Below are 21687 nucleotides of genomic sequence, written 5' to 3' on the forward strand. Positions count from 1 at the left end.
GCGGACGCTCTGTAGACCGCAAAGTGCGCCACCTGAACCGGGGTGGGCCTGCCCGAACCGCGCTCGCCCCGGTTCATTTGTCACGACACGCCGGGCGGACGCTCTAAACACCGCAAAGTGCGCCATACGAACCGGGGTGGGAGAGTGCGACCCGGGGTGGGAGGGTACGACCCGGGGTGGGAGGGTGCGACCCGGGGTGGGAGAGTCCGGCCCGCGGGGCGCGGGGGCGGACGTTGTGCGCGCGGGCGTCAGCTGGTCAGGCCGAACAGTTCGAGCGGGTGCGTGATGCGCCACCATGCCGAGGGTTGTTCGATGTCGTCGGCCAACTGTAGGTCGACCGTCGTCGAGTCCAGCGGGCCCGCGACGGCCAGGGTCCCCACGGCGTCGCCTGCCATCGACGCGTCACCGAGCGAGTAGTTCACCGTCACGTCGCCGGAGTCGCCGTTCCACAGGATCACCGACGCATCACCCGCGGTCACGATGTTCACCGGCTCGGCCCACAGCGTCTCGACCTGGCCCGCTACGGTGCCCGCCGTGACCGACGGCACCGGCTGCAGTTCGCTCTCGACCTGGTCGTAGATCGCGCGGGATGCCTCGGTGCGGGCCTCGTCGTCGACCTGGTCGAGCACCGAGGCGTAGATCGTGACGGGGGTGCCGGCGACGGTGACCTGCTTCGCTGACAGCAGGTTCCAGCCCGCCAGGGTGCCGGTCTTGATGCCGAGCACGCCCTCGTCTTCCAGAAGTGTGTTCGTGTTCTCGACGAGCCCGGCCCCGGGCAATTCGACCTCGGCGGTGGCGACGATCTCGGCGATCACCGGGTCGGCGAGGGCCTTCTTCGCGAGGGCGATCAGGGCATCGGGTGAGGCGACGTTGCCCGCGTCGATGCCGGTCGGTTCGACGACAGTGATTCCGGGCACGCCGTGCAGATCGAGCCACGCGTTGGCAGCATCGGCGAACACCTGGTCACTGGGGAAAAGATTGCTCGCGAGGCGGTCGGCGTAGTTGTTGGCCGAGCCGATCAGCATGCCCTGGAGCATCTGGTACTGCGTCAGGCTGCCACCCACCGGCACATCGAGGGCAGACTCGCCGCGCGCCCGGTACTGCCAGTACGACAGCATGTCGTTGTAGGTGAACGAGTAGCTCGGGCCTTGCTCGCCGACGTCGAGGGGCATTTCGTCGAGCACGATGAGCGCGGTGACGACCTTGGTGATGCTCGCGATCGATGTCTCGGAGGTGCTGCTCTCGAGAACATCCGAGATCCCGGCGACCGCGACAGAGGCGCTTCCCTCGTCGGGCCATGCGGGGACGGCCGCTGCTGCGGGGGCGGATGCCACGTCCTGCGCGACGATCGTCGGTGCCACCGCGTGGAGGGGCCACAGGAGCGTGGTCGCGGCGTAGCCGCCGAAGAGGACCACCGCGATGATGATGGGCGTGAGCACGCTCGCGCGCCAGATCGAGCGGCGCGGAGCATCGGCGAGCAGATCGGCACCCGCGGGTAGGTATCCCGATGTCACGGTGCCCAGGTCGCCCGCGGGGCGGCGCTGCGCGATGGTTTCTTCGGTGACCCACGTCAGGGCGAGCGTGTCGAGGCGGGGTGTGTCGGCCTCGGAATCGGCATCGTCCGCCGCGATGACGGCGGTCTCGGCGGCGGCATCTAGCGAGTCGTTGGCGGCGGCATCCACCGAGACATCGGCGTCAGCTTCCACTGTGCGATCAACGTCGATGTCGGTCGCGCTGGCGTCGTGGGAATCGCCGGTCTCGGCATCCGCGAACACCGGATTCGCCAGTGTGTCGTCGGGCTCGAACGACAGGTTCTCGTACTCCGCGGCGCGCCGAGATCGCCGCGTGGGCGACGGCGCGTCATCCAAAGTCACCCCGTCAAGATACCGTGCCCATGCAGGCGTATACTCATCGACACAACCACGGGAGTCCGGCGAGCCGGGCTGAGAGGGAGCGAATCGCGCTTCGACCGTCGAACCTGATCCGGATCATGCCGGCGCAGGGAGGAGAGAAATGCACACGTCTACGTCTACGTCCACGTCCGCATCCACGTCGGCCACCGGCCGCGGAGCACAGCCGCGCGTTCTGCGCTGGCGCGTCGTCGATATCGTCGTCGCCAGCGTCATCGGCGTGGCATCCGGTTTGATCTTCCTGGCATGGAACGTCGCCTACCGCGGCCCCGGGGCTGTGCTCGAGTCGACGCTGCCGGGCCTGCAGGGCCTGCTCGATGGCCCGTGGCTGTTCGCCGGGGTGCTGGGCGCGCTCATCATTCGCAAGCCCGGCGCTGCGCTCTACACCGAGCTGCTCGCCGCCGCCGTCTCGGCGCTCACGCTCGTCGGCAACACGTGGGGTGCATTCCTCACCCTCGAGGCGGGGTTCGTGCAGGGTCTGGGTGCTGAGCTCATCTTCCTCGCGTTCTTCTACCGCCGCTGGTCGCTGCCGGTCGCGATTCTCGCCGGTATCGGCGCGGCCCTCGCCGGCGGGATCAACAACCTGCTGCTGTGGTACGCCGGCGCCGACATCACGTTCGTGGTCACGTATCTCATCAGCACGATGATCTCGGGCGCCGTAATCGCCGGCGCCCTGTCGTGGGTGCTCGCGCGCGGTCTCGCCGCCACCGGAGCGCTCGACCGCTTCGCGTCGGGTCGCGAATCCCGCCAGCTCGTCTGAGCCGGTGCGGGTGGATGCCACGACGCGGCGGATCGGTCCGATGAACGATCCGATCCGATGAACGATCTGCGCGTCGCCCCGGCCGCCGTGCACGCGCGCGGCTGGGGGTGGCGGCACGCGAGCCGCGCGGCCTGGGCCCTGCGAGACGTCTCGTTCAGCATCGCACCAGGGGAGCGCGTCCTGCTCTTGGGTGCGTCCGGCGCAGGCAAGTCGACGCTCCTGCACGGCCTAGCGGGAGTCCTCGGTGGCGACGAAGAGGGTGAAGCTACCGGCGAATTGCTGATCGACGATGTGCCCACGGCGGCCGCGCGCGGTCGCGCCGGCCTGGTGCTGCAGGATCCCGACTCGCAGGTGATCCTTGCGCGGGTCGGCGACGACGTCGCGTTCGGATGCGAGAACCTCGGTGTGCCGCGCGGCGAGATCTGGCAACGGGTGGATGCCGCGCTCGACGCCGTCGCGCTCGATGTGTCCCTCGACCGGCCGACCTCGGCGCTGTCGGGCGGGCAGAAGCAACGCCTCGCGCTCGCCGGTGTGCTGGCTATGCGCCCGGGGCTCGTGCTGCTCGATGAGCCGACCGCCAATCTCGACCCGCAGGGTGTGGCTGAAGTGCAGCGAGCGGTTGCCGCGATGCTCGAACGCACCGAGGCGACACTGGTCGTGGTCGAGCATCGTCTCGATGTCTGGCTGCCGCTCGTGACGCGTGTGATTGTGCTCGGTGAATCGGGAGTGATCGCCGACGGCACGCCCGGCGAAGTCTTGCACGGTCGCGGCGCCGAACTCGCCGCCGCCGGTGTGTGGGTGCCGGGGCACGGTGCTGTGGCGCCACCGCCTCCGGCTCGCGCGCCGGGCGAGGCGCTGCTGTCGGCGCACGATCTGGCGGTGTCGCGGGTGAAGGGCCACGCCGTGGCATCCGGAATCTTCCTCGACGTGCGCGCGGGCGCAGCGCTGGCGATCACAGGCCCGAACGGTGCCGGCAAGTCGACGCTCGGGCTCACGCTCGCCGGGTTGCTGCCGCCGCATTCGGGGGCGCTCGAAGCCTCTGCGGAGTTGAGGGCGGATGCCGCGCCCTCGCCGATCCGGTGGACGTCGAAGCAGCTGCTGACGCGCATCGGCACGGTCTTTCAGCATCCCGAACATCAACTGCTGGAGAAGACGGTGCGCGCCGAACTCGAGGTCGGGCCGCGTGCGCTGGGGCTGCCGGACCCGGAGATCCAGGCGCGCGTGGATGACGTGCTCGAGCGACTGCGGCTCGAGCGTTTGGCGCGTGCGAACCCGTACACGTTGTCGGGCGGCGAGAAGCGGCGGCTGACTGTCGCGGCCAGTCTCGTCACGCGGCCGCGCGTGCTCGTGCTCGACGAACCAACTTTCGGGCAGGACGCGCGCACGTGGGCTGAGCTCATGGCACTGCTGGCGCGCCTGCGGGACGAAGGGTCAGCGATCGTGGCGATCACGCACGACGAAGATGTGGTCAGGGCATTGGATGCCACGCGCTTCGCCTTGGTTGGACAGGCGGCACCCGCATGACTCTCCTTGACGCCACCGCGCGCACGAGCGCGATGGGGCGCATCAATCCCGTCGCGAAGCTCGGCGCCGCGATGCTCATCACCGTGCCGCTCGTGCTGACGCTGGACGTGGTTTCGGCGACCGTCGCGCTCGTGCTCGAGCTGTTGCTGATGCCGTTCGCGGGGCTGTCGTGGCGCGAGTTCTGGCGCCGCACGTGGCTGGTGTGGGTGCTCGCGCCGCTCACCGGACTCACGATCGCGCTCTACGGGCGCACCAGCGGCGAGATCTACGTGCAGTGGTGGGCGATCGTCATCAGCGATGGATCGCTGTACCTCGCGCTCGCCACGACGCTTCGCGTGCTCGCGATCGCGCTGCCGTCGGTCGTGCTGTTTGCCAGCGTCGACCCGACCGACCTCGCCGACGGGCTCGCGCAGATTCTGAAGCTGCCGGCGCGTTTCGTGTTGGGCGCGCTCGCCGGACTGCGCATGGTCGGGCTGTTCCTCGACGACTGGCGCTCGCTCGAACTGGCGCGCCGCGCACGTGGTGTGGCTGACCGGGGGAGACTGCGCCGGTTCTTCGGGATGGCGTTTGCGTTGCTCGTGCTGTCGATCCGGCGCGGAGCGAAGCTCGCCACGGCGATGGAGGCGCGCGGGTTCGGCTCGGATCAGCCGCGCACGTGGGCACGAACCTCGGTGTTCGCCGGCCGCGAGTGGGCGCTGATGGCTGTGGGGCTCGCGATCGCCGTTGTCGCGGTGGCCGCAGCCGTCGCCACCGGGGCGTGGAACTTCATCCTCGGGCCGGAGTGAAATTCGTCGGTTTGGCGTGAGGCCGCCGGTTTCGTCGTGAGGCCGCCGGTTTCGTCGTGAGGCCGCCGGTCGGTCGTCAGTTAGCATTTCGGCATGACGAACCCCGGCCCGGTCACCGACGTTTCGATCGGTGGCGACAGCATCCGCTTGGGACAATTCCTGAAGTTCGCCGGCGTCCTCGACTCGGGCGGAGACGTGAAAGAAGCCATCATCGACGGCTACGTCACCGTTAATGGCGAGGTCGATCGCCGCCGCGGGCGGCAGTTGCAGGTCGGCGATGTGGTGGCCTTCGACGGCCGCCGCGTGCGCGTGGTCGCGTAGCGCAGGTGGCCTTCCTGGGGTAGTGCTTGGCGCGTTCGCGCAGCGGCCGCGAAGCAACTTCGCAACAGACCCTCCTCCCCAATCGCCCGTGTCAGGATGACATCACCCGATCTGTGGAAAACTCCCCTGATCGGGTATTCCTGGCTGCGCCAATGTCTGAGGCCCTGAGCAGAATAGGGGTATGAATCCGCAGCCGGGCACCGAGAGAACTGAGCTGATCGATCAGCTCGAATTGCTCGCGGCCGAGGTGGGTCGGGTCATGCACGAGCTGAAGTGTGACCCCGCGCTGGTCGCCTGCTCGAACGAGGACCTAGTGCGGGTACTCACCACGTCAGGACAGATTCTCCGTCATACCGAAGGCGCTCTCATCGCCGCGGTCGACCAGGTCGCGGTGCGTTCGAGCAGTCCTGAGGTGTCTGAGCGGATGACGATTCAGCACGGGTGCCACGACGTCAGCGAACTCACTCAGCGCGCCACGCTCGCCGCTCCGGCGACGGTGGCCCGGTGGCGCCGGGCGGGTAAGGCGATCCATCGCGAAACGTCGATGGTGTCGGGTGAACTGCTGCCCGCGGTGCTGCCCCAGCTACGGGAAGCGATGATCACCGGTCATGTGGGTGTCGACGGACTGCTGGCTGCGGCCAAGCCGCTCGCCGATCTCGCACGCCGTGTCGACCATGGGCCGCTGCTCCAGGCGGACGCTGCGCTTGCCGCCGCGGCGCGAGGCGAGGGCGCCGAAGGGCCGGTTTCGGCCTGCGCGGATCTGCTGGGAATCCATGCAACGGTGTGGGCGAGCGTGCTCGACCCGGATGGAACCGAGCCGAAAGACACCAAAGCGGCCCAGCGGCGCGGCATCACGCTGGGCGCCGAGGTCGACGGGATCGTCCCCGTCCGTGGCGGGCTGCTGAGTGAAGTCGCGGCGATGCTCGTGCGCGTTACAGATGCCACCGGCTCGCCGCGCACGCAGCACGACACCGGCGGGGTGCGCTTCGTGCCGAGCGATGCAGACCCCGGTGATGATCCGTACGAAGATGCGGTCGGTCCGCTTGATGACCGCACGACGGCTCAGAAGCGTCACGACGCGTTTGCGACCGCGCTGATGGCGGCCGCGGCATCCGGTTCACTCCCCACGATCGGAGGCGCTGCGCCGACGCTCATCGTTCACGTGCGGGAGGAAGACCTCGTCGAGGGTCATGGCACGGCGCACAGCGACGCCGGTGCGCCCCTTCCGATGCGCGCCGCACACGCGGTCGGTTGCGCCGGAATCGTGCAACGCGTATTGCTTGGCCCCGAAGGGCGCATTCTGCGGATCGGGACCGCGGAGCGCGTGTTCAACAAGCACCAGCGTCGGGCGATCGCGCTTCGCGACGGCGGGTGTGTGATTCCCGGATGCGGCGTCCCGCCAGCGTGGTGCGAGATCCATCACGTGCACGAACACGCGCAGGGCGGTGCGACCCACACCGACAACGGTGTGTTGATCTGCTGGTTCCATCACCGCTACCACCAGCAGGCCGGGTGGGCGATCCGGATGAACCGCGGCATCCCCGAGATCCGCGCACCGCGCTGGTACGACCCGGACCAGCGGTGGCGAACGGTCACCACCTCACCCACGCGACTGCGGGACACCCTCGGGGCTGCGCCGCCGTAGCGAGGCGCCCGCCCGGCGGGCGCAACGGTAGGGGTGTGGGGATGAGTGCCGGGACGCGTTGGCCGCGGGGGTCCGGGTCAGATTGGATCGGCGTGCGGATCAGACAGGTTCCGTTGTGCGGATGAGGCCACACGTCAGGCATGACCACGCGACAAGGAAGCGTTCGTCGTCGAGGACTTCGAACCTCAGGGGATCGCCGCACGTAGGGCAAGCGCGCGGGTTCGGCCGTGTCGACTGCCGGCGCGCGGTCATGCGTCGTCTCCGTCGAATTCGCGGCGCAGGTACTTCGGTGCCTGCACACGCCATGCCTCGGTGACCAGCTCGGCCAGGTGGTCACCGTCGATGCGGGCCATGCGGAACGCGACCTTGGGCTCGCCCCACGACGTCGTGCGAAGAAACACATCCGGCGCCATGTCGATCAGCGCGAGCGCGTCGAACTCATCGGCGACCTTCACGCCGACGACGAGCTCAGCCGCGAGGATTTCACGCGCCTCGGCAGGGATGCTCGGCCAGGGATGGCATTGCCACGCGTACAGCTTTCGTCGCACGAACCACGCAGCCCCGCCCGTCATCGCGCGCTCCTCGCTGCCGGGAAGAGCGGATGCAACGCGTCGCACATCGTCAAGAGTGGCCACGGCCACAGCCTACGACTCGGTGCGGACACCGGATCGGGTGTCTCCGCGTGAGAAGATGCTCGCGATGGACACCGCGACCCAGGATGAACTGCGCGAGCTGCGGGCGCGTGCCTATGGCCCAGACGCCGACATCGACCGGGATCCGGCGGCGCTTCGACGCTTGCGCGAACTCGAGGCAGTGCACGGCGCGGCCCTAACCAACGGAGCGTCAGCGAACGGCCCGGCTGGCAACGACTCGGGTGTCAACGGCTCGGCTGTCAACGGCTCGGCTGTCAACGGCTCGGGTGTCAGTGTCGCGGGGGCGGGCGCGGCATCCGCCCCCTCTGGCTCTGCTGGGCCCAGCGCGCGCGTGTTGCCTCCCGTGGCATCCGATCGCGCAGCATCCGCCCCGACGACATCGCCTGCGGCACCGACGCCCGCGGCGGGCCCGACGAACGCGGACTTGATTGCCATGTTCCCCGAGGCCGCCGATAGGCAGGTCGACCCAGGGGCTGCGGCGCAACCCGTGACGCCCGCCGCGCCGGCCGCCGAGGGGGCGGGCAGGCGGACGCGAGGACGAAAGCTTCCCCTCCGCATCAAGGTGTGGTGGGCGCTCTCGGTCGTTGGGGCGGTGATTCTGACGGCCGCGGCAACGTGGGGCATCAACGCGATGGCGCCGGTTCAGACATCGAGCGGTGCCCCGCAAATCGCCACGCTCGAGCCGGTCACGGATGTCGTGATTCCCGACGGGTGGTTCGGCATGGGCGCGAGCTCGAACATCTATCAGTACTACGGCCTTACCCTGTTCGAGTCCATAGGTGGATTCGGTGTCGATGGCACGCGCTGCTTCACCGCGATCGCGACGGATGACCTGCCAGAGGACGACGCCGAAGCGAACAACTGGTCGATCAACGGCATGGCCTACTCGGGATGCAGCGTCGGCAGCTTTCCGGCGATCATCCAGTTACCGATCGACGTGAGCATGCCGCGAGAGCTGACCGATGAGTTCCCCGATGGCGGAGCACTGCAGTTCATCATGGACGGCGACCGCGTCGGAGTCTTCTACGACAGCGAGTGACGCGCGCCGTTTGCGCGCGCACCGTCGCCGCTCGCGCCTCGGACCGCGACGAGTGAGCATGAAACCTGCGAATCGGACAGAAAACGGATGCTCGCTCGCAGGTTTCGTGCTCATTGGCGAGCGGGGTGCCGCGGGGGAGGGCGACGAGCGGGGTGCCGCGGGGCAGGGCGAGGCGCGACACCGAGGCGAGGGGCCGTCCCGGTCAGTCGTGTGGGCGTTGGCGTAGCCGCTTCACGTCGCCGCGCTGCTTTTTCGCCGTCACACGACGCTCCTTCGAGCCGCGCGTGGGCTTGGTCGCACGTCGAGCGGTCGGTGGTGGGCGCAGCCCGGCGGCGATGAGCGCAGCGAGCCTCGCCCGCGCGGCATCCCGGTTCTGTAACTGCGCACGGTGCTCGGATGCCGCGACCGTCAACACGCCGTCGATGAGCCGGTCGCCCAGAAACGCCCGCAGCCGCTCGCGCTGCGGGGGCGAAAGCGTGGCAGAGCGCGCGACGTCCCAGCTGAGTTCGACGCGGGAGTCGCTCGTGTTCACTCCTTGCCCGCCCGGGCCCGACGAGCGAGAGAAGCGCCACGACAGCTCCGCTTCGGGAATGAGGACTCCCGGAGTGATCTGGAGCCCGGGACGGTGTGCGGCGGGCATGGACCTATCTTCCCCCGGACGGAACTCGCTCGCCGTGAGACGCAGTGCCACGTAGAGTGGGATGCAGTCGCGGCGCACGCGGCTCACGTACGGGCAGCAGCGCGCCGCCCGGCGCCCATCGGGCACGTTCGAAGGAGAGCACATGGAGATTCGCGGCACAGCGGCACTCATCACCGGGGGTGCCAGCGGGTTGGGCCTCGCCACAGCCCGGCGCCTCGCCGACGCGGGCGCATCCGTGACGATCATCGACCTTCCCACCTCGGCCGGCGCCGAGATCGCCGCTGAACTCGGCGGACACTTCGCCGCGGCTGACGTGACCGACGCCGAGCAGGTGGGCGCGGCCGTCGAAATCGCCGCAACCGAAGCCGGCGCCCCGCTGCGCATCGTGGTGAACTGCGCCGGCATCGCACCGCCCGCCAAGGTGCTCGACCGCGACGGCAACCCCACCTCACTGGCGGACTTCGAGCGCATCATCCGCATCAACCTCGTCGGCACGTTCAACGTGATCTCGCAGGCTGCCGCCGCGATCGCCCGCACCGAGCCGACCGAGGGTGGCGACCGCGGAGTCATCATCAACACCGCGAGCGTCGCCGCATTCGATGGTCAGATCGGCCAGCCGGCGTACAGCGCGAGCAAGGGCGGCGTCCACGCGATGACCCTGCCGATCGCCCGCGAGCTGGCTCGATACGGCATCCGCGTCAACACCATCGCCCCCGGGATCATGGAGACCCCGATGCTGATGGGCCTGCCCCAGGCTGCGCAGGACTCGCTCGGTCAGCAGGTCCCGTACCCACAGCGACTCGGGCGCCCCGACGAGTACGCGAAGCTCGTGGCATCCATCATCGACAACGGCTACCTCAACGGCGAGACGATCCGGCTGGACGGTTCGATCCGCATGGCACCCAAGTAAGGACTCACCTCATGAGCGATTCGATCATTGTGAACGTCTCGGACGGGATCGCGCGCGTCACGTTCAACCGTCCCGCATTCCTCAACGCCATGAACTTCGAGATGGGCCGCCGGTGGCGTGACGTCGCGCACGAAGTGACGAGCGACCCCTCGGTCGGAGCGGTGATTCTGGATGCCGCAGGCCCGGCATTCTGCGCTGGCGGAGACGTCTTCGAAATGGGCACGTCGGGCGCGACGGGTGCCGACGTTACCGCGGCCGCGAACACGATTCACGAGGGAATCCGCACGTTCGTCGAGTCGGACAAGCCGATCGTCGCGGCCGTGCAGGGCGCCGTGGCCGGTGGCGGGCTGGGCCTGATGCTGACGGCGGATTACATCGTGGCGGCGGACTCGTCGAAGTTCGTGAGCAAGTACGCGAACATCGGGCTGACGCCTGACCTCGGCGTCTCGACGTTGCTCACCGAGGCCGTCGGTGAGCGTCGCGCGTTGCAGTTGGTCCTGCAGGACCGCACGCTGTCGGCTGCGGAGGCTCTGGAGTGGGGCATGATCGCCGAGGCTCTGCCTGCTGCCGAGGTCGCAGCCCGAGTCGAGGAAGTCGCCGCGTTCTGGCTTTCGGGCGCGACTGCCGCTTTTGGGCAGGCCAAGCGCCTCGTACGCACCGCGCGCGTTCGCTCGTTCGCCGACAACCTGGACGACGAAGCCAAGACGATCGGTGCGGCGTTCGATACAGAGGCGTCGAAGGTGCGCGTCGCGGGATTCGTTGCCGCGACCGCCAAGCGCGCCGCCGCGGACTCGACTGCCGCGAGCTCGGCGGCAGCGAGCTCGACCGCGTCGGAGGAGAACCGATGACCGCCACAACGCTCGCCGGAAAGACCATCCTGATGTCCGGCGGCAGCCGCGGCATCGGCCTGGCGATCGCCTTGCGCGCCGCGCGTGACGGGGCCAACATCGCGCTCCTGGCCAAGACCGACACGCCGCACCCGAAGCTCGAGGGCACCGTTCACACCGCTGCTGAGCAGATCCGCGCCGCCGGTGGACAGGCGCTGCCGCTCGTCGGAGACGTGCGCAATGACGACGACGTCACCGAAGCCGTGATCACGACGCAGGGCGAGTTCGGCGGTATCGACATCGTCATCAATAACGCGAGCGTCGTCGATCTGTCGGGCACGCTCGAGCTGTCGATGAAGAAGTACGACCTGATGCAGGACGTCAACGTGCGGGGGACGTTCATGCTCTCGCGGGCGGCGATTCCGATGTTGAAGGATGCCGAGAACCCGCACATCCTTTCTCTGTCCCCGCCCCTGAACCTGTCGCCGCGCTGGCTCGGTGGCCACACCGGATACACGCTCGCCAAGTACGGCATGACGATGGCGACGCTGGGCATGGCGGCCGAATTCGTCGAAGACGGCATCGCTGCCAACGCGCTGTGGCCGGCGACCACGATCGCGACCGCCGCCGTGCAGTACGCGCTCGGAGGCGACCGCATGATGAGGGCCTCGCGCACTCCCGAGATCTACGCTGACGCGGCGCACGAGGTTCTCACGCGGCCCGCCCGCGAATACACGGGCCAGACTTTGATCGTCGAAGACGTGCTGCGAGAAGCGGGCGTCACGGACTTCTCGGGCTACGCTGCCGTCCCCGGTACGCCCGATGCGGAGCTGTTCCCGGACATATTCCTCGACTGACTTTCCCGCGACGCCGCGCTAGCGGTTCAGGGCGTGGCGCCAGCGGTCCAGGGCCTGGCGCTAGCGGTCCGGGGCCTGGCGGTAGCGGTCCAGGGCCTCGGGGTCGACGGCGATAGCGTTCACCGCGCCACGAAGGATCCGAGCACGATGTCGACGATGCCGTCCTCCGCTCCTTCACGATAGCCCTGGCTCGGCGAGGCGGCGCCGGTCCGAACCGCGCGCACACCTGCGATACACAGGCCTCGTCGCCTACCCTGAAAGCATGACCGATTCTCGTCCGCCCGCCCGTGGCATCCGTTCCACCGGCCCCTCGAACCCGCAGGTGCGCCCCGCGACCGAGGGGTGGACGCAGAAGAAGGATGCCGAAGGCCGGCCGCTCTTGCAGTTCGCCAGCCCGAAGCGGGGCAAGCCTCCCGTGCACCTGGCGGATCTCACGCCCGACGAGCGCGTCGAGAAAATCAAGGAACTCGGTCTGCCGGGCTTTCGCGCCGGGCAACTCGAGAAGCACTACTTCACGCATTACACCTCCGACCCCGAGCAGATGACCGATCTGCCGGCTGCGCAGCGAGATGAGCTCGTCAGCGGGATGCTGCCGCCGCTACTCACCGAGGTGAAGCGACTCGAGACTGACCGCGGTGACACGATCAAGTTCCTCTGGAAGCTGCACGACGGAGCGCTCGTCGAGTCAGTTCTGATGCGCTACCCCGGCCGCATCACCCTGTGCGTCTCATCGCAGGCGGGGTGCGGCATGAACTGCCCGTTCTGCGCCACGGGCCAGGCGGGCCTCACGCGCAACATGTCGACCGCCGAGATCGTCGACCAGATCGTGCGGGCGAACCGGCTGATCGCCGACGGAGGCCTCGGCGGCAAGAAGCGCACCGATCACAGCCTCGACCGAGTGTCAAACATCGTGTTCATGGGGATGGGTGAACCGCTGGCCAACTACGCCCGCGTCATGCAGGCCGTGCGCGTCATGACCGACAAGAAACACGGCCTCGGGATGAGCGCTCGCGGCATCACCGTGTCGACCGTCGGGCTCGTGCCAGCGATCAACAAGCTTGCCGCCGAAGACATCCCGGTGACCTTCGCCCTCTCGCTGCACGCGCCCGACGACGGGCTGCGCGACGAGCTGATTCCGGTCAACTCGCGCTGGAAGGTCGACGAGGCACTCGATGCTGCGCGCGGTTACTTCGACAAGACCGGGCGACGCGTCTCGATCGAATATGCCCTGATCAAGGACATGAACGACCATGCGTGGCGTGCAGACCTGCTGGCGAAGAAGCTCAACGATCGCGGGCGCGGTTGGGTGCACGTCAACCCCATCCCGCTGAACCCGACGCCGGGGTCGATCTGGACGGCATCCGAGGTTCCGGTGCAGAACGAGTTCGTACGCAGGCTGAACGAGGCCGGCATCCCGACCACCCTGCGCGACACCCGCGGCAAAGAAATCGACGGGGCGTGCGGCCAGCTCGTCGCCACCGAAGACGACGCCCGCGCAGCCGAAGCGACGCCCGAGCCGCAGCCGACCGCGTAGCGCGCCGCTCGCGCGCGGCGTACCCTGCTCGCCCGCCGTGCTCGCGCCGCGTTCGTTGGGCGCATGTTGCGGTATTCCGAGCGTCGGCCCGGCGTGTCGTGACATATGAACCGGGGCGCGCGCGGCGCCCGCGCGTTCGTTGGGCGCATCTTGTGGTGATTGATGCGTCGGGCCGGCGTGTTGTGACATATGAATGTCGGGGTCGGGGTCGGGGTCGGGGTCGGGGTCGGGTGGCCGGGGGTGGCCGAACGCGCGGCGCTGTCAACCCCGCCCGACGCCGCCCGGCGCGGGGATACGCTGAAGCAATGGTCAACTATCGGTATCTCGGCAAGAGCGGCTTCAAGGTGACGGAGATCACGTACGGAAACTGGGTCACCCACGCGTCCCAGGTGGAAAACGACGCGGCGATCGCCACGGTGCACAAAGCACTCGACCTCGGCATCACGAGCTTCGACACCGCCGACACCTACGCGAACACCGCGGCAGAGGTCGTCCTCGGTGAGGCGCTCAAGGGCCAGCGCCGGGAGTCGCTGGAGATCTTCACCAAGGTCTACTGGCCGATCGGCCCCAAGGGCGCCAACGACCGAGGCCTGTCGCGCAAGCACATCCACGACGGCATCAACGGTTCGCTCCAGCGCCTCGGCGTCGACTACGTCGACCTGTACCAGGCGCACCGCTACGACTACGAAACCCCGCTCGAAGAGACGATGCAGGCGTTCGCCGACATCGTGCGCCAGGGCAAAGCCCTGTACATCGGCGTCTCGGAGTGGACGGCCGAGCAGCTCCGCGAAGGCCACGCCCTGGCGAAGCAGCTCGGGTTCCAGCTCGTGTCGAACCAGCCCCAGTACTCCGCGCTGTGGCGTGTGATCGAGGGCAAGGTCGTCCCGACGTCCGAAGAGCTCGGCATGTCGCAGATCGTCTGGTCGCCGATGGCGCAGGGTGTGCTGTCGGGCAAGTACCTGCCCGGTCAGCCCGTGCCCGCGGGTTCGCGCGCGACGGACGAGAAGAGCGGGGCGACGTTCATCAAGCGGTTCCTCGACGACGACGTGCTCGCCGCCGTCCAGAAGCTGAAGCCGCTCGCCGAGCAGGCAGGCCTCACGATGCCTCAGCTCGCCATCGCATGGGTGCTGCAGAACCCGAACGTCGCAGCCGCACTCGTGGGCGCATCCCGCCCCGAGCAGCTCGAAGACAATGTCAAGGCCTCCGGTGTCACCCTCGACGCCGACCTGATGGCGGCGATCGACGAGGCGCTCGCGCCGGTGGCGGTAACCGACCCCGAGGAGACGTACAGCGTCTCGCCTGCCACGCGCCCGTGAGCTGACGTGGTCACGACCAGCGCCGGCATCCTGCTGTATCGCCTGACTCCAGTCCCTGAAGTGCTCATCGCGCACATGGGCGGGCCGTTTTGGGAACGCAAGGATGCCGGCGCGTGGTCGATTCCCAAGGGGGAGTACGACCCCGATGAAGAGATGGCATTGGATGCTGCGCTGCGCGAATTCCGCGAAGAGTTGGGCATCGATGCGCCTGACGGGCCGTTCGCCGAGCTGGGAACGTTTCCGTACTCGTCAGGAAAGCGGGTGACGGTGTTCGTCGCCGATGGTGCAGAGCTGTCGCTCGACGAGCTTGCGTTCGGCGAGTTCGAGATGGAGTGGCCGCCTCGCTCGGGACACACGCGCACGTTTCCCGAGGTGGATCGGGTGGAGTGGATGACGACGGATGCCGCGCGCGAACGCCTCATCGTCGGTCAGCGCCCCGCGTTGGACGCGCTCGCCGAGCACCTCGCGCGGGTCTGAGTCGCGCTTGTCCGCGCGCCCCAGGTGGGTTCGGGCGGGTCTGATTCCGGTGGCGCGCTCGCGCTGAAGCCCTGACCCCCGCGAACGCCCGGGTCAGGGCTTCAGCAGAATCTTGCCCGCGCGGCCCGGCTCGCCGTTGGCGGTCACGGCGGACGAGATCTGCTCGAGCGGATAGATACCGCCAACGGGCAACGTGAGCGCGCCCGACGCGATGCGCGTGAGCAGTTCGCCGAACAGGGCGCGGCGCTTGTCGCCCGGCATTTCGTCGCCGATCTTGCTCGCCCAGAACCCGCGCACCGTGAGGTCGCGGAAGATGATGTCGCCCGAGGCGATCCGCAGGATCGGCGATTGCATGGCCCCGAAGACGACCAGCGTGCCGCCGTCGGCGAGCAGGGAGAGCATCTTGCCGGCCGCGGCATCCCCCACCGATTCGACGCCGAAGCGCAGCGGCGCACCGCCGGTGACTTCTTGCACGCGCGCGCGCCAGTCGTCGGCGTCGGTGGCGACAGCGTCGCCGATTCCCTGCGCGGCGAGTTCGTCGACTCCCTCAGCGCGACGGACGAGGGAGAGGACCCGGATGCCGCGTGCGGCCGCGAGCTGTGCGACGAGCCGCCCGACGGCACCGTTTGCCGCGTTCTGCACGATCCAGTCGCCTTCGCCGACACCCAGCCAATCGATGAGCGCGATCGCGCTGAACGGCATCGACACCAACTGTGCGGCGGATTCGTCACTCACGGATTCGGGCACGGGGATGAGGCCCGCTGCCCGGGCGATCACGTATTCGGCCCACACGCCGAACGTGCCTCCGGTCGCGACGCGCTGACCGACTTGCAGGCCGGTGACGCCGTCGCCGAGGGCATCGACGACGCCGACCGCTTCGGTGCCGGCGCGCGCGGGTAGATCGGGCACGAAGCCGTAGCTGCCCTTCGCTGTCCACAGGTCATGGTTGTGGATCGGCGACAGCAGAATCCGCAGGCGCACTTCCCCCGGCCCCGGCTCGGGCGTGGCGATCTCTTCGACGGCGAGAACCTCGCTCGGCTCGCCGAACTGGTGCTGGATGATGGCGCGCATGGTGCCTCCTGGGTGTGTCACGTGCTCTCGTGCCACTCTTCCACGAGCGCGGGAAGGCGAGACGCGAGAAAGCGCAAGAAGTCGGCGCTGTCATGCGCACGCTGCGCAGACACGGGGGCATCGCCGTTTTCGTCGGCGATCTGATCGATGAGTCCCGCAAGCCCGGTGTACAGCGGCAGGTTGGCGGTGATGACGTCACCCCACGCGTCGTCGGCGAGGTCGTAGCGGTCGCGGCGGTCGCCCGGCCGCGACAGCCGCTGCACGAGGCGCATCGCCTGCAGGTAGCGAACGGCGCCCGACACGGCCGCGGCCGAGACGCCCAGGCGTTCGGCGAGCTGCGCGGCGGTGTAGCCGTCGTCCGGCGAACCGACAAGGGCCATCATCACGCGCGCGGGCATGCGCGCCATGCCGGCGGCGGCCAGCAGACCCGCCGCTTGCTCCGCAGGCGCGGAGCCCGGATGCTCGTCGCCCAACATCATCCCGCCGGCGCCAGTTCGCGTCGCCTCATGAGTCCGAGGGTGGTGCCGAGCGCTATGACCGTGACGCCGATCAGCCACCACAGGCCGCGCACGTCGATGGCATCACCGTCGACGATCGGACCCACACCCACGGGGGACAGGTGCGTGGCCCACTCGGGCAGGCCGAATACGGGGCCGAACAGACCCAGTACCGCGCCGACGACCACGAGCATCCACCCCAGGGGAATCGTCAATCGCGGGGCGAAAGTGAACACGAGTGCGGTGACCATAATGAAGACGGATGCCGCCACCGCCTGCCCGCTCGCGGTTACCCACACGTCGCGCATGACGTCCCAGGATCCGTCCTGCCCGGCGATCCCGAGCGCGGCCCCACCAATCGCGGCGCCGATCACGATCACGGCGGCGAGTACGGCAACGACGATGTAGTCGGCGAGCCAGCGCACCCGATCCACCGAGGTGGCGAGCACGATCTCAGCGGTGCCGCGGGCTTCTTCGCTGCGTGCGCGGCAGATCACTTGCACGCCCGCGCACGCGGCCAGAATGCCGAGCATGGTGAAGAAGGTGGTGACGGTCGCCTGTTGCACGTCGCCGGCCCCGGCGATCTGGTTCAGGATGTCTTCGACGGCGGGGTTGTCGGCGCCGATTTCTTCGACCAGCGAGGCGAGGGTCGTCGACAGCATCCCGATGATGAGACCGCCGATGGCCCAGCCGAGCGCGGCGCCCCGGGTCAAACGCCACACGAGCCCGGTCGACGACGACAGGGCAGGTGTGGCATCCGCTCGACCGTGCCGCTCGGGCACGAAGCTCTCACCGAGGTCACGCGTCGTCGCAAGTGCGATCGAGATCCCGATGAGGATCGCGCCGAGTCCCACGCACAACAGCAGCGGCCACCAGGCGTCGTCGGCGAACGGCCGTGTGTTCTCGGCCCACCCGAACGGCGAGAGCCACGCGAGCCACGAGCTCTCCATGCGGGTGAGGTCGTCGCTCGGCGTCCCGATCGCGTTGCCGAGCCCGCACATCACGAACGTGGTGAGCAGGATCCACACCGAGAACGAGTTCGCGCCGCGAGACGTGCGCATCAGCTGTGCGCCAAGCAGCCCCACGCCGAGGAACGTGATGCCGACGGCGCCGGCGGCTACGCCGGAAAGCAGCGAACCGTTCAGGTCCTGACCGGTCGCGACGAACGCGAGTGTTGTGAGCGCAGCCAGCGCGAGGTTCGCCACGGTGCCGTGAAGCACGGTCGCCATGACCGGCAGAGTGCGGCCAGCGCGCGTCGCGCCGACGAGTTCGGCGCGACCGTCTTCCTCCTCGGCGCGCGTGTGTCGCACGGCGAGGAACGTGCTCATGAACGCGGCCAGCATTGTCAACCACGGAAGGATGAGGAACAGCATGAACGCGCCCTCGTCGGCACCCGACGGAAGCCCGCGGAAGAGCAGGATCACCGGGTTCGCGAGCGCTGCTGCGAGCAGCGACGTGCGCTCTTGCTCGGTGCTGAAGGAGGATGTCACACCCGCGTACGACAGGTACGCCATCGCCGCGGTGCCGATGATCCACAGCGCGAGTTGGCGCCCGTCGCGCCGAAGTCGCTGAGAGAGAAGGATGCCGATCATCGGCGGGAGCGCGCCGAGCGGCGGGTCAGCGGCGAACCGGATTCTGGCCGGTCGGCATCCGGCGCCTCGGCGCCCGGCACCTCCGGGTCCGGGCCGTAGTGGCGGAGGAACAGTTCCTCCAGCGACGGAGGTGTGATGCGAAGGCCAGCGACGTTCCACTCGGTGAGGGTGGGCAGCACCGAGGTGATGTCGTCGCTGTCGACGGTGAAGGTCACCCGACCCTGCGTCACGGCCGCATCATGCGCCTGCGGGAGAGCGGCCAGGGCCGTGGCATCCGATCCCTCAAACGAGACCTCGGTACGCGTGAGATGACGCAGATCGGCGAGTGTGCCCGTCTCGACGATGCGCCCCGCGCGAATGATGCTCACACGGTCGCACAGCAGTTCGACTTCGGAGAGGATGTGGCTCGACAGCAGTACCGTCGCGCCGGCCGCGGTCACACGTGCGACCTCTTCGCGGAAGACGACTTCCATGAGGGGATCGAGGCCGCTCGTGGGCTCGTCGAGGATGTACAGATCCGCCGGAACGGCGAACGCGGCGATCAGCGCCACCTTCTGCCGGTTGCCCTTGGAATACGCGCGGCCCTTCTTGCGCGGGTCGAAGTCGAACGCTTCGAGCAGTCGCTGCTTCTCGTCGCGGTAGGCCGCGCTCTTGCGGTCGGCGCCGCGCAGGCGCGAGAGGAAGTCGATGGCCTCGCCGCCGGAGAGGTTCGGCCATACACTCACGTCTCCGGGTACGTACGCGATGCGCTGATGGAGGGTCGCCGATTCGCGCCACGGGTCGGCGCCGAAGACGGTGGCCTCGCCGGACGTGGATTTCGACAGGCCCAGGAGCACGCGGATCGTGGTGGATTTTCCGGCGCCATTGGGCCCGAGAAAGCCGTGAATCTGACCGGCTTCGACGGTGAGGTTGAGGCCGTCCAAGGCGCGAACCTTGCCGTAGTGCTTGTGCAGGTTCTGGGTGTGAACGACAGCGGTCATGACCCGGACTGTACGCCGATTCCATAAATTTGTGAATACTCGCGGTGATGGGTCTCGTGTATCACGGGCCCGTGGCATCCGCTCTTCCCCTCGAACCCGCACCGCTCAGGGTGCGGACGACGGAAGGAAGCCATCATGGCCAAATCAGTCGGATCCTGGTGGATCAAGGACGGTGTCGACGGTCGTCGAATCGAAGCCCAGGGGTTCGCATCGACGCTGTCGTCGCTCAGCCAATTCACCTGGACGCACGACCACGGCGACGACGACGTTCTCGAGCAGGACTTCACCGCCTCGACATATTCGGGGCTGCACTCCGATCAAGTCGACGCGATGCAGATGTCATCGCACGGAAGCCCCAGCGGCTTCAGCGTGTGGGATGGCACGGTCAGCACGAGCGACGCGGTCGACTTCGGAAAGTACGACCTCGAGTTCTTCGCCACTCACGCGTGCCAACTGCTGCGGCACACGTCAACCAACTCGGTCGGGCGGTGGATTCCCGCGTTCCAACGCCTGCACTACATGCTCGGGTTCCACACGAATTCGTGGTCGGGCGGCGGGCAGAACGCGCGCGGCGAATACTTCGCCAAGTACGCCGCGTACTACTTCTACTGGTCGCTGTCGTGGATCTACAAGGTCGACATCCCCGTGCGCGAAGCGTGGGCCGAGGCTAACGAGCAGGTCGAGGGCAGCCAGGCCCAGTGGGCGTACCTCCGAGCATCCGCTCCGGGGATCCCCACCTATAACGAGAAGCTCCGCGTCGCGGAAACTACCGACCCGGTGAGCAACCGCAGCTTCTTCACCAACCGCGGAACGTGCTGATCGGCACGTGAGGAAAGGACACGATCATGGCACTCACACGAGATGACATCGTTTTCGCCGGCCGCGAGCCGCGCATTCCCGCCAGCTACCCGGTGACGCGCTTCGCGGCGCCGTGCCTCGCAGACAGCGAGCGATCCACGCGCGTGCTCGCCGACGTCCTCGGGATCGAGGTGGCGACGACCGTTGCCCTCCCGACCGGTGTCGCGGCCGTCGGAAAAGCAGGACAGATCGAGCACTTCGCCGCGAGCGGTGGTGTGCGGGCGCGCAACGTCGAGCGCCTCACCGCGTTCGAGGATGAAAAGCGCGACTGGGCCGATCTGAAAGAGGAGCGCACCCGCGAGGGCGTCCGGTTCAGCCTCGGCGAGGAGACAGCCGCGCGGCTGACCCGCCTCGCCGACGCGGTGCTCGACAAGGCCGGTCTCGCAAGCGACGGTGCGAGCTCGCGCATCGTGCTCGAGCAGTGGGCGCAATTCGACGAGCGAGGCAAGGAAGTAGCCGCCGGCGTCGGCCGCGCGACGGTCGCTGTCACCTATGAGGTCGCGGGCGTTCCCATGCTGGGGGCGGGGGCGAAGAGCAACCTGCACTTCGATCCCGAAGGCGCAGGCGGCGCGCTGGCGCGCTTCTTCCACGTCAACCGTCGATCCGACGAGGTCGGTGAAGTGCGCACAGCGCCGTTCGAGTTGGCCCTGGACGGGCTGCTCGAAGAGTCGTGGACGTCGCGCGAACTCTCGCCGGGCGACGCGAAAATCGAGATCCAGTCGGCGACGACGGGGCTGCTGGCGCTGCCCGCGCACGTACCCCAGTCGCACGCGCTGCCGGTGCTGTCGGTCGAGGGCGTGGTGCACGGCGACTTCGGTGGGCTCGATCAGCTCCACTTCGCCCGCTACTTGCCGTTGTTCGATGCGAAGGATGCCGCGCGCCGCGGCTTCGCTCCCGGTGTCGATCCGGCGATCGGCCTGTACGAGCCCGACAAGGCGAGGACGCAGCCGCGCCGACAGGTGGCGTGAACACGGCGCCTGCTGAGGGTCTTGTGGTGGCCCCCGTTCACACGTGAGACTTCTGGTGTCACGCGAAGAGGGGGCCATCATGGCGCACGGAGACATCACCCACATCGACATCCCGGTCAGCGATCTGGCGAAGGGGAGCGCGTTCTACGGCACCCTCTTCGGGTGGCAGATCGCCGAGATTCCCGGGTATGAGGGATATCCGATGTGGCAGGCGCCCAATAAGGTCTCGGGCGGAGGCCTCGCGCCACGCGAGCCCGGGTTCGAGCAGCCTCGGTCGTACGTTGAGGTCGATTCGATCGAGGCGATCCTCGCCACCGCCAAGGACCTCGGCGCCGAGGTGCTCCGCGGTAAGGAGCCGATCAGCGAGACCAGTTGGTGGGCGGTCATTCGCGACCCCGACGGCAACGTCATCGGCCTCTACGAAGGCGTCACCGACACCGGCGGGGAGTGACGCCGGGGAGCGACGCCGCTCCGGGATGTATACCAAGGGCGCGATTGGAAGCTGATGGTGGCATCCCCGTCC

At 68.4% G+C, this 21687-nt stretch carries 22 protein-coding genes and 1 riboswitch; of the genes, 15 read left to right on the top strand and 7 right to left on the bottom strand.

Annotated features, from left to right (window positions below; translation table 11 throughout):
- Positions 1-248: 248 nt before the first annotated feature.
- Positions 249-1874 (bottom strand): D-alanyl-D-alanine carboxypeptidase family protein, encoded by a 1626-nt coding sequence (locus ON062_RS07825; RefSeq protein WP_274646564.1) that lies wholly within the window; start codon positions 1872-1874, stop codon positions 249-251.
- Between the two features lie 38 nt (positions 1875-1912).
- A riboswitch (TPP riboswitch) is annotated at positions 1913-2022 on the top strand.
- Here ON062_RS07825 and ON062_RS07830 point away from each other — a divergent pair.
- From ON062_RS07830 to ON062_RS07850, 5 genes are all read left to right on the top strand, one after another.
- Complete coding sequence (locus ON062_RS07830; RefSeq protein ID WP_274646565.1) at positions 2014-2670, top strand: ECF transporter S component; 657 nt, start codon at positions 2014-2016, stop codon at positions 2668-2670. It overlaps the preceding riboswitch by 9 nt.
- A gap of 57 nt (positions 2671-2727) precedes the next feature.
- The gene (locus tag ON062_RS07835; RefSeq protein ID WP_274646566.1) at positions 2728-4194 is read left to right on the top strand and encodes an ABC transporter ATP-binding protein; all 1467 of its coding nucleotides are present in this window, start codon (positions 2728-2730) and stop codon (positions 4192-4194) included.
- Positions 4191-4979 carry an energy-coupling factor transporter transmembrane protein EcfT gene (locus tag ON062_RS07840; RefSeq protein ID WP_274646567.1) on the top strand — a complete coding sequence of 263 codons (789 nt, stop codon included), beginning with the start codon at positions 4191-4193 and terminating at the stop codon, positions 4977-4979. Before ON062_RS07835 ends, ON062_RS07840 begins: the two co-directional genes overlap by 4 nt.
- Positions 4980-5072: 93 nt before the next feature.
- Entirely contained in the window at positions 5073-5300 is a 228-nt protein-coding gene (locus ON062_RS07845) for an RNA-binding S4 domain-containing protein (protein WP_274646568.1), read from the top strand.
- A 181-nt stretch (positions 5301-5481) separates the two neighbouring features.
- A complete protein-coding gene (locus tag ON062_RS07850) occupies positions 5482-6945 on the top strand; it encodes an HNH endonuclease signature motif containing protein (protein ID WP_274646569.1) in 1464 nt (487 codons plus the stop codon).
- Positions 6946-7193: 248 nt separating this feature from the next.
- Here ON062_RS07850 and ON062_RS07855 read toward each other — a convergent pair whose 3' ends face one another.
- Positions 7194-7580 carry an MmcQ/YjbR family DNA-binding protein gene (locus ON062_RS07855; RefSeq protein ID WP_274646570.1) on the bottom strand — a complete coding sequence of 129 codons (387 nt, stop codon included), beginning with the start codon at positions 7578-7580 and terminating at the stop codon, positions 7194-7196.
- A 64-nt stretch (positions 7581-7644) separates the two neighbouring features.
- Here ON062_RS07855 and ON062_RS07860 point away from each other — a divergent pair, with 64 nt between their 5' ends.
- Entirely contained in the window at positions 7645-8637 is a 993-nt protein-coding gene (locus tag ON062_RS07860; RefSeq protein ID WP_274646571.1) for a hypothetical protein, read from the top strand.
- 202 nt (positions 8638-8839) lie between these two features.
- Here ON062_RS07860 and arfB read toward each other — a convergent pair whose 3' ends face one another.
- On the bottom strand, positions 8840-9277 hold the full coding sequence (gene arfB / locus ON062_RS07865; RefSeq protein ID WP_274646572.1) for an alternative ribosome rescue aminoacyl-tRNA hydrolase ArfB: 438 nt from the start codon (positions 9275-9277) through the stop codon (positions 8840-8842).
- 142 nt (positions 9278-9419) lie between these two features.
- On the opposite strand from arfB, the gene ON062_RS07870 reads away from it, so the two are divergent.
- From ON062_RS07870 to ON062_RS07895, 6 genes are all read left to right on the top strand, one after another.
- Complete coding sequence (locus tag ON062_RS07870) at positions 9420-10187, top strand: SDR family NAD(P)-dependent oxidoreductase (RefSeq protein WP_274646573.1); 768 nt, start codon at positions 9420-9422, stop codon at positions 10185-10187.
- A gap of 11 nt (positions 10188-10198) precedes the next feature.
- Positions 10199-11035: an enoyl-CoA hydratase/isomerase family protein gene (locus ON062_RS07875; protein WP_274646574.1), complete on the top strand. Its 837-nt coding sequence runs from the start codon at positions 10199-10201 to the stop codon at positions 11033-11035.
- Positions 11032-11871: an NAD(P)-dependent oxidoreductase gene (locus ON062_RS07880; RefSeq protein ID WP_274646575.1), complete on the top strand. Its 840-nt coding sequence runs from the start codon at positions 11032-11034 to the stop codon at positions 11869-11871. Before ON062_RS07875 ends, ON062_RS07880 begins: the two co-directional genes overlap by 4 nt.
- A gap of 262 nt (positions 11872-12133) precedes the next feature.
- Entirely contained in the window at positions 12134-13405 is a 1272-nt protein-coding gene (gene rlmN, locus ON062_RS07885; RefSeq protein WP_274646576.1) for a 23S rRNA (adenine(2503)-C(2))-methyltransferase RlmN, read from the top strand.
- Between the two features lie 305 nt (positions 13406-13710).
- Entirely contained in the window at positions 13711-14721 is a 1011-nt protein-coding gene (locus ON062_RS07890) for an aldo/keto reductase family protein (protein ID WP_274646577.1), read from the top strand.
- A gap of 6 nt (positions 14722-14727) precedes the next feature.
- Entirely contained in the window at positions 14728-15198 is a 471-nt protein-coding gene (locus ON062_RS07895) for an NUDIX domain-containing protein (protein WP_274646578.1), read from the top strand.
- A 93-nt stretch (positions 15199-15291) separates the two neighbouring features.
- Here ON062_RS07895 and ON062_RS07900 read toward each other — a convergent pair whose 3' ends face one another.
- The 4 genes from ON062_RS07900 to ON062_RS07915 are packed head-to-tail and all read right to left on the bottom strand — an operon-like array spanning position 15292 to position 19338.
- The gene (locus ON062_RS07900) at positions 15292-16269 is read right to left on the bottom strand and encodes a zinc-binding dehydrogenase (RefSeq protein WP_274646579.1); all 978 of its coding nucleotides are present in this window, start codon (positions 16267-16269) and stop codon (positions 15292-15294) included.
- A gap of 17 nt (positions 16270-16286) precedes the next feature.
- Positions 16287-16748: a GbsR/MarR family transcriptional regulator gene (locus ON062_RS07905; RefSeq protein ID WP_274646580.1), complete on the bottom strand. Its 462-nt coding sequence runs from the start codon at positions 16746-16748 to the stop codon at positions 16287-16289.
- Positions 16745-18358: an ABC transporter permease gene (locus ON062_RS07910; protein WP_274646581.1), complete on the bottom strand. Its 1614-nt coding sequence runs from the start codon at positions 18356-18358 to the stop codon at positions 16745-16747. Before ON062_RS07910 ends, ON062_RS07905 begins: the two co-directional genes overlap by 4 nt.
- Positions 18355-19338 (bottom strand): ABC transporter ATP-binding protein, encoded by a 984-nt coding sequence (locus ON062_RS07915; RefSeq protein WP_274646582.1) that lies wholly within the window; start codon positions 19336-19338, stop codon positions 18355-18357. Before ON062_RS07915 ends, ON062_RS07910 begins: the two co-directional genes overlap by 4 nt.
- Positions 19339-19473: 135 nt before the next feature.
- On the opposite strand from ON062_RS07915, the gene ON062_RS07920 reads away from it, so the two are divergent.
- The 3 genes from ON062_RS07920 to ON062_RS07930 all read left to right on the top strand — a co-directional run bounded on the left by ON062_RS07920 (position 19474) and on the right by ON062_RS07930 (position 21615).
- Positions 19474-20157, top strand: coding sequence for a DUF6345 domain-containing protein (locus ON062_RS07920; protein WP_274646583.1), 684 nt, complete (start codon positions 19474-19476; stop codon positions 20155-20157).
- Between the two features lie 26 nt (positions 20158-20183).
- The gene (locus tag ON062_RS07925) at positions 20184-21164 is read left to right on the top strand and encodes a hypothetical protein (protein ID WP_274646584.1); all 981 of its coding nucleotides are present in this window, start codon (positions 20184-20186) and stop codon (positions 21162-21164) included.
- 79 nt (positions 21165-21243) lie between these two features.
- Positions 21244-21615 carry a VOC family protein gene (locus tag ON062_RS07930; RefSeq protein ID WP_274646585.1) on the top strand — a complete coding sequence of 124 codons (372 nt, stop codon included), beginning with the start codon at positions 21244-21246 and terminating at the stop codon, positions 21613-21615.
- Positions 21616-21687: the final 72 nt, after the last annotated feature.

It is taken from the genome of Microbacterium sp. C7(2022), from assembly GCF_028823665.1.
GTDB lineage: Bacteria > Actinomycetota > Actinomycetes > Actinomycetales > Microbacteriaceae > Microbacterium.

Excerpts from the sequence above, each read along its gene's own strand:
- ON062_RS07830 (WP_274646565.1), top strand. The coding sequence starts at position 2,014 with ATGCACACGTCTACGTCTACGTCCACGTCCGCATCCACGTCGGCCACC.
- ON062_RS07835 (WP_274646566.1), top strand. The coding sequence starts at position 2,728 with ATGAACGATCTGCGCGTCGCCCCGGCCGCCGTGCACGCGCGCGGCTGG.
- ON062_RS07840 (WP_274646567.1), top strand. The coding sequence starts at position 4,191 with ATGACTCTCCTTGACGCCACCGCGCGCACGAGCGCGATGGGGCGCATC.
- ON062_RS07845 (WP_274646568.1), top strand. The coding sequence starts at position 5,073 with ATGACGAACCCCGGCCCGGTCACCGACGTTTCGATCGGTGGCGACAGC.
- ON062_RS07850 (WP_274646569.1), top strand. The coding sequence starts at position 5,482 with ATGAATCCGCAGCCGGGCACCGAGAGAACTGAGCTGATCGATCAGCTC.
- ON062_RS07860 (WP_274646571.1), top strand. The coding sequence starts at position 7,645 with ATGGACACCGCGACCCAGGATGAACTGCGCGAGCTGCGGGCGCGTGCC.
- arfB (WP_274646572.1), bottom strand. The coding sequence starts at position 9,277 with ATGCCCGCCGCACACCGTCCCGGGCTCCAGATCACTCCGGGAGTCCTC.
- ON062_RS07870 (WP_274646573.1), top strand. The coding sequence starts at position 9,420 with ATGGAGATTCGCGGCACAGCGGCACTCATCACCGGGGGTGCCAGCGGG.
- ON062_RS07875 (WP_274646574.1), top strand. The coding sequence starts at position 10,199 with ATGAGCGATTCGATCATTGTGAACGTCTCGGACGGGATCGCGCGCGTC.
- ON062_RS07880 (WP_274646575.1), top strand. The coding sequence starts at position 11,032 with ATGACCGCCACAACGCTCGCCGGAAAGACCATCCTGATGTCCGGCGGC.
- rlmN (WP_274646576.1), top strand. The coding sequence starts at position 12,134 with ATGACCGATTCTCGTCCGCCCGCCCGTGGCATCCGTTCCACCGGCCCC.
- ON062_RS07890 (WP_274646577.1), top strand. The coding sequence starts at position 13,711 with ATGGTCAACTATCGGTATCTCGGCAAGAGCGGCTTCAAGGTGACGGAG.
- ON062_RS07900 (WP_274646579.1), bottom strand. The coding sequence starts at position 16,269 with ATGCGCGCCATCATCCAGCACCAGTTCGGCGAGCCGAGCGAGGTTCTC.
- ON062_RS07905 (WP_274646580.1), bottom strand. The coding sequence starts at position 16,748 with ATGATGTTGGGCGACGAGCATCCGGGCTCCGCGCCTGCGGAGCAAGCG.
- ON062_RS07910 (WP_274646581.1), bottom strand. The coding sequence starts at position 18,358 with ATGATCGGCATCCTTCTCTCTCAGCGACTTCGGCGCGACGGGCGCCAA.
- ON062_RS07915 (WP_274646582.1), bottom strand. The coding sequence starts at position 19,338 with ATGACCGCTGTCGTTCACACCCAGAACCTGCACAAGCACTACGGCAAG.
- ON062_RS07920 (WP_274646583.1), top strand. The coding sequence starts at position 19,474 with ATGGCCAAATCAGTCGGATCCTGGTGGATCAAGGACGGTGTCGACGGT.
- ON062_RS07925 (WP_274646584.1), top strand. The coding sequence starts at position 20,184 with ATGGCACTCACACGAGATGACATCGTTTTCGCCGGCCGCGAGCCGCGC.
- ON062_RS07930 (WP_274646585.1), top strand. The coding sequence starts at position 21,244 with ATGGCGCACGGAGACATCACCCACATCGACATCCCGGTCAGCGATCTG.